The sequence below is a fragment of the Hydrogenimonas sp. genome, assembly GCF_029932565.1.
Lineage (GTDB): Bacteria > Campylobacterota > Campylobacteria > Campylobacterales > Hydrogenimonadaceae > Hydrogenimonas.
The window spans coordinates 1-8,582 of sequence record NZ_JAOZPV010000074.1; the positions used below are offsets into that span (position 1 = coordinate 1).

General features: G+C 51.8%; 10 protein-coding genes and 1 tRNA gene. 7 read left to right on the forward strand and 4 right to left on the reverse strand.

Annotated elements, in window-relative coordinates; all coding sequences use genetic code 11:
- The 5 genes from Q1K24_RS08180 to Q1K24_RS08200 form a co-directional block, all read left to right on the forward strand.
- Positions 1 to 548, forward strand: a 548-nt coding sequence (locus Q1K24_RS08180; protein ID WP_300368672.1) for an HlyD family efflux transporter periplasmic adaptor subunit, incomplete at its 5' end; no start/stop codon positions are given.
- Between the two features lie 35 nt (positions 549 to 583).
- The gene (locus Q1K24_RS08185) at positions 584 to 943 is read left to right on the forward strand and encodes a four helix bundle protein (RefSeq protein WP_300368675.1); all 360 of its coding nucleotides are present in this window, start codon (positions 584 to 586) and stop codon (positions 941 to 943) included.
- A 28-nt stretch (positions 944 to 971) separates the two neighbouring features.
- The gene (locus Q1K24_RS08190) at positions 972 to 2,510 is read left to right on the forward strand and encodes a DHA2 family efflux MFS transporter permease subunit (protein WP_300368678.1); all 1,539 of its coding nucleotides are present in this window, start codon (positions 972 to 974) and stop codon (positions 2,508 to 2,510) included.
- Positions 2,503 to 3,834 carry a TolC family protein gene (locus Q1K24_RS08195; protein WP_300368681.1) on the forward strand — a complete coding sequence of 444 codons (1,332 nt, stop codon included), beginning with the start codon at positions 2,503 to 2,505 and terminating at the stop codon, positions 3,832 to 3,834. Before Q1K24_RS08190 ends, Q1K24_RS08195 begins: the two co-directional genes overlap by 8 nt.
- A gap of 97 nt (positions 3,835 to 3,931) precedes the next feature.
- Entirely contained in the window at positions 3,932 to 4,255 is a 324-nt protein-coding gene (locus tag Q1K24_RS08200) for a hypothetical protein (protein WP_300368684.1), read from the forward strand.
- Here the strand turns inward: Q1K24_RS08200 and Q1K24_RS08205 are convergent.
- Genes Q1K24_RS08205 through arsC form a run of 3 tightly spaced genes read right to left on the reverse strand, consistent with a single transcriptional unit; the run spans position 4,245 to position 6,551 of the window.
- The gene (locus tag Q1K24_RS08205) at positions 4,245 to 4,580 is read right to left on the reverse strand and encodes a translation initiation factor (RefSeq protein ID WP_300368687.1); all 336 of its coding nucleotides are present in this window, start codon (positions 4,578 to 4,580) and stop codon (positions 4,245 to 4,247) included. The two genes, Q1K24_RS08200 and Q1K24_RS08205, sit on opposite strands and share 11 nt — an antisense overlap.
- Positions 4,580 to 6,190, reverse strand: coding sequence for an ATP-binding cassette domain-containing protein (locus Q1K24_RS08210; RefSeq protein WP_300368690.1), 1,611 nt, complete (start codon positions 6,188 to 6,190; stop codon positions 4,580 to 4,582). The genes Q1K24_RS08205 and Q1K24_RS08210 overlap by 1 nt, the downstream gene beginning before the upstream one ends.
- Positions 6,191 to 6,197: 7 nt before the next feature.
- On the reverse strand, positions 6,198 to 6,551 hold the full coding sequence (gene arsC / locus Q1K24_RS08215; protein WP_300368693.1) for an arsenate reductase (glutaredoxin): 354 nt from the start codon (positions 6,549 to 6,551) through the stop codon (positions 6,198 to 6,200).
- Between the two features lie 30 nt (positions 6,552 to 6,581).
- Between arsC and Q1K24_RS08220 the strand changes: the two genes are divergently transcribed.
- The gene (locus Q1K24_RS08220; protein WP_300368696.1) at positions 6,582 to 6,887 is read left to right on the forward strand and encodes a hypothetical protein; all 306 of its coding nucleotides are present in this window, start codon (positions 6,582 to 6,584) and stop codon (positions 6,885 to 6,887) included.
- Between the two features lie 95 nt (positions 6,888 to 6,982).
- Here the strand turns inward: Q1K24_RS08220 and Q1K24_RS08225 are convergent, their stop codons facing one another.
- Complete coding sequence (locus Q1K24_RS08225) at positions 6,983 to 8,191, reverse strand: 2,3,4,5-tetrahydropyridine-2,6-carboxylate N-succinyltransferase (RefSeq protein WP_300368700.1); 1,209 nt, start codon at positions 8,189 to 8,191, stop codon at positions 6,983 to 6,985.
- A 97-nt stretch (positions 8,192 to 8,288) separates the two neighbouring features.
- On the opposite strand from Q1K24_RS08225, the gene Q1K24_RS08230 reads away from it, so the two are divergent.
- Positions 8,289 to 8,365: transfer RNA gene (locus Q1K24_RS08230), tRNA-Thr, on the forward strand.
- Positions 8,366 to 8,582 lie beyond the last annotated feature (217 nt).

Genomic DNA, 8,582 nt, shown 5'->3' on the forward strand with positions numbered 1-8,582 from the left:
TGGCGCAAAAGCGCAAGGCCGTCGACGCCCGCCGCATCGCGGGGCTCAATGAAAAACAGATCCAGGAACTCACCAAATCGATCGAAGCCAGAACCAGAGAGCTTCAGGCGCAAAAAAAGAGCCTCGAAGCCGTCGAAAACAGCCTCGCCTACACCAGACTCTACGCGCCTTTCGACGGTATCGTCGCCAAAAAATTCATCGAAGCCCCCCGCGTCGTGAAAAAAGGCACGCCCGTCTATGCCGTCGCCGACCCTAAGGCGCTCTATTGCGAAGTACTGCTATCCGAAAAGAAGATGCACGGCGTCAGACCCGGCAACGCCGTCAAGATCACCGTCGACGCCGTAAAGGACAAAGAGTACCGCGGCACGGTCGAGTCCATCGCGCCCACTTCCGCCTCCACCTTCAGCCTCGTACCTCGCGACATCGCCAGCGGCGAATTTACCAAACTCGACCAGCGGTTTGTGGTGAGGATAAAGCTCGACGACATCGAAGGGCTGCGGGCGGGGATGGGGGCGACTGTCGCCATCGCCCGCGATGCGAGCGAGTAATTGGTGTATTGGTTATTGGTGTATTGGGAGGGACAATGAAAAAACTGGGTGATTTGGAGATTTATCAGATCGCTTTGGAGCTTAGTGAGATGGGATGGTCTATATTTCAAACTTTGCCCAAACAGTTCCAGTTTGATATAGGTTCGCAGTTTTTAAAGGCCACGGATTCGATCGGAGCCAACATTGCCGAAGGGTATGGCCGATATCACTATAAAGACAGTATGAAATTCTATTATAATGCGAGAGGGTCTCTTTGGGAGGTCAAACACTGGCTCTTGCTTCTTCATAAGCGAGACTTTGTCGACCAAGAGACTTTTCAATCTTTCTTGTCCAAAATAGAAACGCTTGGCAAGAAACTCAACAATTTCATCACCAGGCTGAAAAATGCCCAGTAATCCCAATAACCAATACACCAATACACCAATGACCGAAGAAAAGAATCCTTGGGACATCACCCCCAAAGAGAGAGCCATATTTTCGATCATCGTCATGACCGGCGCCTTTATGGCGATTCTGGATACCACGGTCGTCGACGTCATCGTTCCCAAGCTCACGGGGCCGCTGGCTACGGATATGTACGGGGTGCAGTGGATCATCACCAGCTACATGGTCGCGGCGGCGATCGCGCTGCTGATTACCGAGTGGCTCATCAAAAATTTCGGGGCGAAGGCCGTCTTTCTGGCAGGCGTCGCGCTCTTTACGGCGGCCTCCCTGGCCTGCGGACTCTCGACGAACCTGGACGAGATCATTATCTTTCGCGTCATCCAGGGCGTCGGCGAGGCGCTGATCATGGTCACCAGCCATATCATGATCTTCAGTTATTTCCCGCCGGACAAACAGGGTCTGGCAATGGGGATCTTCGGCCTGGGGGTGAGCTTCGCCCCCGCTCTTGGCCCCACCATCGGGGGATATCTTACCGAGTACTACAACTGGCGGATGGTCTTTTTCATCAACGTGCCCGTGGGACTGCTGCTGGTAATATCGGGGTTGATCTATCTGCCCAAAGAGAGCTTTTTTACGAAGCTTCGCTTCAATTTCGTCAGTTTTTTTCTACTGAGTTTTGCCACCGTCAGTCTGCTTATCATGCTCTCTAAAGGGCAGCAGTACGGCTGGTTTAACAGTTCGCTCATCGGTCTGCTGTTGGTGTTCAGCGTCGTCGGTTTTCTGCTCTACATCCTCAGCGAGTTATGGTCGAAGGACAAGCTCATCGACTTTTCACTTTTCAAAAACCCGCTCTTTGCCAACGGCATCATGATCTACTTTTTCATCCTGGGCTTTTCGATGTACCAGTACTTCTACCTGCTGCCGGTCTACTACGAGCACATCAAGTTGCTGCCGACACTCGATGCGGGCATTGCAGTCTTCGCCTTCGCCCTTTTTATCGGTATCTTTTCGCCGCTCGCGGGAATTCTGGCCGACAAGATCGGGGCCAAAAACACCGTCGCCATCGCCACCTTTTTCTATGTCACCACCTCTTTCGCGCTGCTGCCGCAGCTCAACTACTACACACCTCTTTCGCAGGCGATGCTGCTGACGATACCTTTCGGCATCGGGATGGGGCTCTTTTTCGCACCCGTGACGGTGATGGTACTCCAAAGCGCCCCGGGCCACAAGGGGGAGCTGGCCATCGTACTGATGGACTACTTCCGTTTTGTGGGCGGGAGTTTCGGTACGGCGCTGGCTACCAACAACATGGAGTACTTCAAGAACATGCACTTTTTAAGGATGGAGGAGCTCCAAAACCCCGACTTTATCCGTCACTACCTTCAGACCCTTCAGGAGTTCTCGGGCATGACGCAGGAGAAGGTGATGGCCGTATTTCAACAATACGAAACCTTCATGAGTGCCAACTACGGCTTTTACAACACCTTCGTTCATGCGGGCTACTGGGGTATACTAGGTTCACTGTTCGTCGTGCTGCTATTCGTCAAAAACCCTTTCGCAAGGAGCCAACATGCGTAAAACTTTCCTGCTTTTTTACTTGTTACCTTTCACTTTCTCCCTTTTGCCTTCCCTCCATGCCCAGACCTATCGGCAAGTGATCGAAAAGGTCGACAACGCCCTGGTTCTCGAACGTGCCAAAGAGCTGGAAATGGCTGCGGGCATGCAGGCCGAAGCTGCGAAAGGGAAAAATCTGCCGTCGCTCGATGCCCATTTGAGTGCCGCTTATCTGAAAGATACGCCGACGATGATCCTCCATTTCCCGGCCGTGCCCGGTCCGACATCTGCCATTCCGATGGGAACCAAAGAGAAGTGGGAAGGCGACGTGACGCTCTCCTATCCGCTCTTTACGGGTTTTGCCGTTACGGCATCCATCGACAAGGCGACATTCGAGCATCAGCTCGCATCGCTGAAACGGCTCGATCTCAGACGCAACCTCTATCTTCGGACAACCAGACTCTACACAGCCATCTATGCGGCCGACCGTGTTCTCGATGCCACGCATAAAGCACTGAAAGCCATTGAAGATGCCTACAGGAAGGCCAAAGGCCTCTATGATAACGGCCTGCTCCCGCCCGCCGATCTTTATAATATCGAAGCCAAAAAATATGCTATCGAAGCGGAAATAACAGAGGCGCAAACCGAAAAAGAACGGTACATGAACCGGCTCAGCTATCTGCTCAATCAACCTGTTGATAGGATCGAACCTCCTTTCGTTTCCCAAAAAGAGCTTTCGAAGGAGCGAATCATCCAGACGGCACTCCGTTCACGCGAGGATATCAGAGCCCTTCAAACTTCACTGAAAATCGACGAGTCGATCGAAAAACTGGCCAAAAGCCGCTACTATCCGACTGTGGGTCTCGCAGCGTCACTCAAGAAACAGGGTGATACGATCGAACTCAACGGAGACGGGTACACCAACGCCGATCGCAGTTATGTCGGTGCAGCCGCCAGCTGGAATCTCTTCAGCGGATTCAGTGACGAAAAGAGTGTCGAAGCGGCCCGACACAGGATTCTTGCAGCGAAGATTGAGCTCAACGACTACAAAAACCGTGTCAAAACCGACATTGAAAATGCTTTTCTTGTCCTGACAGCCATCCAGTCGAAACTGATGAGCGCCAAAATGGAAGAGAATGCACGAAGCGAATACTACAAACTGACCGAAGGGCGCTTTGAAAATCAGCTTGCCAGTGCCGACGAACTGAGTCGTGCCATCGCCGACCTGGCTGCTGCCAGATCGAAAGTTTCGGTTCTGGAAAGTGAAATATTCAATCAAAAAGCGGCTATCTGGCTCATGGGCGGCATTGAGAGTTTCAGAGGAGAATTTTTAGCGATAGAAAAATAGATCCGGTTATTTTTCATTGATGCAGCGTTCATACCTACACATACGAGGTTAATACCCATCCCCTATCATTTCAACATATCAACACAAAGGAGTTCATATGTTGAATGCATCTTATAAATTTCTGACGGCCGCTATGGTTCTGACGTTGGGCACGGTTCTACTGATTGGAAGCGGACAGTATGAAAAAAGTATGACAACCGGAAAGCAGTCCATTCAACGCACCGTTTCAAACGGTGAAGTCTGGGAGTATGCCAAAGATTGGTATGACGGATACAACCTTCACGAATATGTCAAAATCAAAGGAAAAATCGGAAAAAATGGCGATGTGATACATTATCGTGACAATGCGACAGGTCTGCTTGTGTTCCGGGATGTTTCCAAGGTGGAATACGATCAGGTAAAAACCGAAACTACGTTTTAAAACGATACCCCTCTTTTTCCAATAACACTCTGAGCTGCTCGGCCCTGTCGCCCTGCAGCTCCATCCACCCCTTTTTGAACGTTCCACCGCTTCCCAGACTCTTTCTGACACCTTTCAGCAGCGATTTTTCATCGACTCTATCAAGAAAAAATTCACCCACCAGTGTTACCGGCTTGCCTTTGCGCTTTTCACGTCGGAAGACGAGCCGGTGCTTTTCAGGCGGCAGCGTCTCTTTGGGTAAGTCGGCAGGCACGGCTTTGTTATCGGCTTCCCAGCCTTCGCCCAGCGAACCGAACTCGATGTCGAGTTTTACTCCTTTGGCCATTATGCCTGTACCGTCTCCCCGATATACTCGGCATACTCTTCGTAATTGCCTTTGAAATCGACGATTTCCCCACCCGGTTTGATCTCGATGATGCGATTGGCGAAGGCATCGATCAGTTCCCGGTCGTGGGTGACGCAGATGACGTTGCCCTTGAAGTTGTAGAGCGCTTCGCCAAGAGCGATGATCGCTTCGAGGTCCAGATGGTTGGTGGGTTCGTCGAGAACCAGGAAATTACCCTGCTCCAGCATCATTTTGGAAAGCATCATGCGGTGCTTTTCGCCCCCGCTGATCTTCTCGATACTCTTCTCCTGCTCTTCGCCGCTGAAAAGCATCCGCCCCAGACAGTTGCGGATTTCGGAGATGTCGGCTTCACGGTCATGGCTGCGCAGCCACTCGTAGAGGGTTTCGCTCCCTTCGATCCGGTCGGTCGTATCCTGTGGAAAGTAGCTGGGCTCCACCGTCGCACCCCAGCGAATCTCGCCGCCGTCGGGTTTGAGATCGTCATTCATGATCATTTTGCAGAGTGTCGTCTTTCCCACGCCGTTGGGCCCGATCAGCGCCACCTTGTCGCCGGGGTTGAATTTGAGGTTCAGGTTTTCGAAGACGATATGGTCGTCAAATTTCTTGCTGACGTTCTCCAATTCCAGCGCCTCTTTGCCAATCTCGCGTTTCTGGCGGAAAACGATGGAAGGATCGCGGCGGCTGGAAGTCTGCAACGCTGAAAGATCCAGTTTTTCCAACTGCTTGCGCCGGCTGGTGGCCTGCTTGGCTTTGGAGGCGTTGGCGCTGAATCGTTCGATGAACTTCTCCAGCTGCTCCTTTTCCTTGAGTTTTTTGGCCCGTTCCATCTCTCTCTGTTTTTGCAGCAGGTTGCTGGCGATATACCAGTCGTCGTAGTTGCCGGCAAACTCGCGAATCGTCTTGAAATCCAAGTCGAGGATATGGGTCACGACACTGTTGAGGAAGTGGCGGTCGTGAGAGATGACGATCATCGTCCCTTCGTGACGTTTGAGCTGCTCCTCGAGCCAGGCGATGGCGTGGATATCGAGGTTGTTGGTCGGCTCGTCGAGGAAGAGGATGTCGGGCTTGGGGAACAGTACCTGTGCCAGCAGCACCTTGAACTTGTCGGCGCTGGGCAGTGAACTCATGAGCTCCATGTGCTGTTCCTCGGGAAATCCCAGCTCTTCGAGGATTTTCTTGATCCGTACGTCGTATTCGTACATCGGGTCCTCTTCGACGCAGACCATCTCCAGCTCGCCCAGGCGTTCGTTGACCTTCTCGTCGTCGAAATTCCCCTCCATGTAGAGTTTCTCTTTCTCCTTGATAGCGTCAAACAGGCGCTTGTTCCCGTAGAGTACGGCATCGGCGATGGTGAAATCCTCGAAGGCGTACTGGTTCTGTCCCAGTACACCCACTTTCAGGCCGCTTCCGACGATGATCTCGCCGCTCGTCGCATCCTCTTCACCGGCGACGATTTTGAGGAAAGTACTTTTACCGGCGCCGTTGGCACCGATGAGACCGTAGCGTTTGCCGGCGTCGAGTTTGAGATTGACATTTTCGAACAGCACACGGCCGCCGAACCGTTTGGTCAGATTGACAGTTTGCAGCATTCTCTATTTATCCTTTTACCAGTTCAGTAACTTTTTGCGGCGGGCGTCCCAGGACCGCTTTGCCCTCCTTGATGACGATAGGGCGTTCGATCAGTTTCGGATGCTCTGCCATCGCTTCGATCAGCTTCTCGTCGTCTACATCCTTGAGGCCCAGCTCTTTGTAGATCGCCTCTTTCGTGCGCATGATGTCGCGGGGCTTCGCGCCGATCATGTCGAGCACTTTTTTGATCTCCTCCTTGGTCGGATGTTCGTCGAGATATTTGTAAACAGTGGGGTCGATTCCCTCTTCCTGGAGCAGTTTCAACGCTTCTCTGGATTTGGAACATCGTGGGTTGTGCCAGATGATGATTTCATTTGCCATTGTTCAGTTCCTTATGGTAAAGTTTTCGTTATGGATCATAAAAGTATGCACGAAGAGCAACCGACTATCGACCTGCTTCCGCCGTTGAACAGAAAATGCCTCATGCTCGTGCACGGACTGCATGGCCTGTTTATCTTCGTACCCGTACTTCTCGGTATCTGGTCGTGGCTGGAATTCGGCTGGCTCTATGGGCTGCTCGTATGGCTCGTGGCTGTGTTCGCCGGCATGATCATCATCAGTAAACTCAAACTTGCCTACATCCCTTTCAACCAGCACGAACTGTCCCACTCCACCACCGCCATTTTAAAATGGGTCGTTTTCAAAAGATTCTGCTGAATCTTTCGGCTGTGGGATCGTCGCCTGTGGCGACTTTGTGAGAATGTTAGAGGTAAGATACAGTCTCACGGTCCCACACTCTCACATTCTAACGATCAATGCAGTTCTTCGTTCAGTTTCACTTCCCGCCGGCTTCGCATCGCGATCATCTGACCGGTGGTGCTGTTTTGGCGGAAATGGATGCCGTTTTTGCCGGCGAGTTCGAGGCCTTTGAAGATATTCTCCTCTTCCACTTCCACATCCCAGTCCGGGTTGACCTCTTTGATCTTCTCGAGCTCGCGGCCGCTGATAACGAATTTCGTACCTTCGAGTACGGCTATGCCCGCATCGACGATACAACCGTCACCCAGGGGGATGCCCGTGACACTGTTGGCTCCCAGCAGAACATTTTCACCAATCGTAACCGGATTGCCGTTGGTGCCGCTCAAAACTCCCAGGATCGAGGCACCGCCTCCGACGTCACTACCCGGTCCCACGATGGCGGAACTTGAAATGCGGCCTTCCACCATGACGGAACCGGTGGTACCGGCGTTGAAGTTGATGTAGCTGGCGCCCGGCATGACCGTTGTGCCTGCCGCGAGCTGTGCGCCCATACGCACTTTCGCGCTGTCGAGGATGCGGGTATTGTCGGCAGGGATAATATGCTGCAGATAGCGCGGGAATTTGTCGACACTTTCGATTTCCGGATAGGCAGCATTCAGTTTGAGTTCGATCTCGTTGTCACGCAGCCAGTCGAGTTCGAACGGTTCGTTTCCGAACCATGCACAGTTGTGCAAAATACCGAAAGCCCCATTCAAATTGACACTGCGAAGCGCCGCTTTACCGGTCGAAAGCGCATAGAGTTTCATATAGACCGATTCGACACTCTGTGGCGCAGTATCCTCGAAAAGAATGACAAAGCGGTAGATATCATCCAGCATCTCCGCTTCTGCAATGCCTGCAAGCGTTGCTGCGACCTGAACATTTTTATGAGCCTCTCCCATTGCTTCGGGAATGAATGGAGCAAAAGCCGCCAATGCATTGATGATAAAAGCGTCATTAATGGTGAAAACCTGCTCACTGGCACTGAAATCGACCGATTCACCACTCTCCTGTAACGCTGCGATGAATACCGCTGCCGATCCGAAATTTTCGTTCCAGTTGATCAATGGATAGACCGCCTGAAGTATTTTGTCACGGTTTTTCTGTCCGCGATCGACGCGACAGATGCCAAATGCGACGGGTCTGCGGTAACCCTCCTGCCCTTCTACTTTTTCAATGAAACTTTTAAATGCCTCTTTTGATGCGATCTGTTCGATGGCCATGCTCTCTCCTATTAAATAATTGGCGCGATTATACTTAAACTATTCTGATAATGTATTGAATTTTTCATGCTATTGGTGTAAAATTGCACACACGATCGCTGATGTAGCTCAGCCGGCTAGAGCACTTGATTCGTAATCAAGAGGTCGCGGGTTCAAGTCCCGCCATCAGCTCCATCTGCTTCAGAATTTTTACACCGCATTGCTGTTTTCATGAAACAGTCATTCCATTGAACCCGCTTCGCTACGCCGTCTACGGCTTCACTGTGTTCCGACCGCATCGGCTTGCGGCACTAAAAACGCAAAGCAGTTTGCGTTTTCCAACATGCCTCAGGTTCAAGTCCCGCCATCAGCTCCATCTGCTTCAGAATTTTTACACCGCATTGCTGTTTTC

Excerpts from the sequence above, each read along its gene's own strand:
- Q1K24_RS08185 (WP_300368675.1), top strand. The coding sequence starts at position 584 with ATGAAAAAACTGGGTGATTTGGAGATTTATCAGATCGCTTTGGAGCTT.
- Q1K24_RS08190 (WP_300368678.1), top strand. The coding sequence starts at position 972 with ATGACCGAAGAAAAGAATCCTTGGGACATCACCCCCAAAGAGAGAGCC.
- Q1K24_RS08195 (WP_300368681.1), top strand. The coding sequence starts at position 2,503 with ATGCGTAAAACTTTCCTGCTTTTTTACTTGTTACCTTTCACTTTCTCC.
- Q1K24_RS08200 (WP_300368684.1), top strand. The coding sequence starts at position 3,932 with ATGTTGAATGCATCTTATAAATTTCTGACGGCCGCTATGGTTCTGACG.
- Q1K24_RS08205 (WP_300368687.1), bottom strand. The coding sequence starts at position 4,580 with ATGGCCAAAGGAGTAAAACTCGACATCGAGTTCGGTTCGCTGGGCGAA.
- Q1K24_RS08210 (WP_300368690.1), bottom strand. The coding sequence starts at position 6,190 with ATGCTGCAAACTGTCAATCTGACCAAACGGTTCGGCGGCCGTGTGCTG.
- arsC (WP_300368693.1), bottom strand. The coding sequence starts at position 6,551 with ATGGCAAATGAAATCATCATCTGGCACAACCCACGATGTTCCAAATCC.
- Q1K24_RS08220 (WP_300368696.1), top strand. The coding sequence starts at position 6,582 with ATGGATCATAAAAGTATGCACGAAGAGCAACCGACTATCGACCTGCTT.
- Q1K24_RS08225 (WP_300368700.1), bottom strand. The coding sequence starts at position 8,191 with ATGGCCATCGAACAGATCGCATCAAAAGAGGCATTTAAAAGTTTCATT.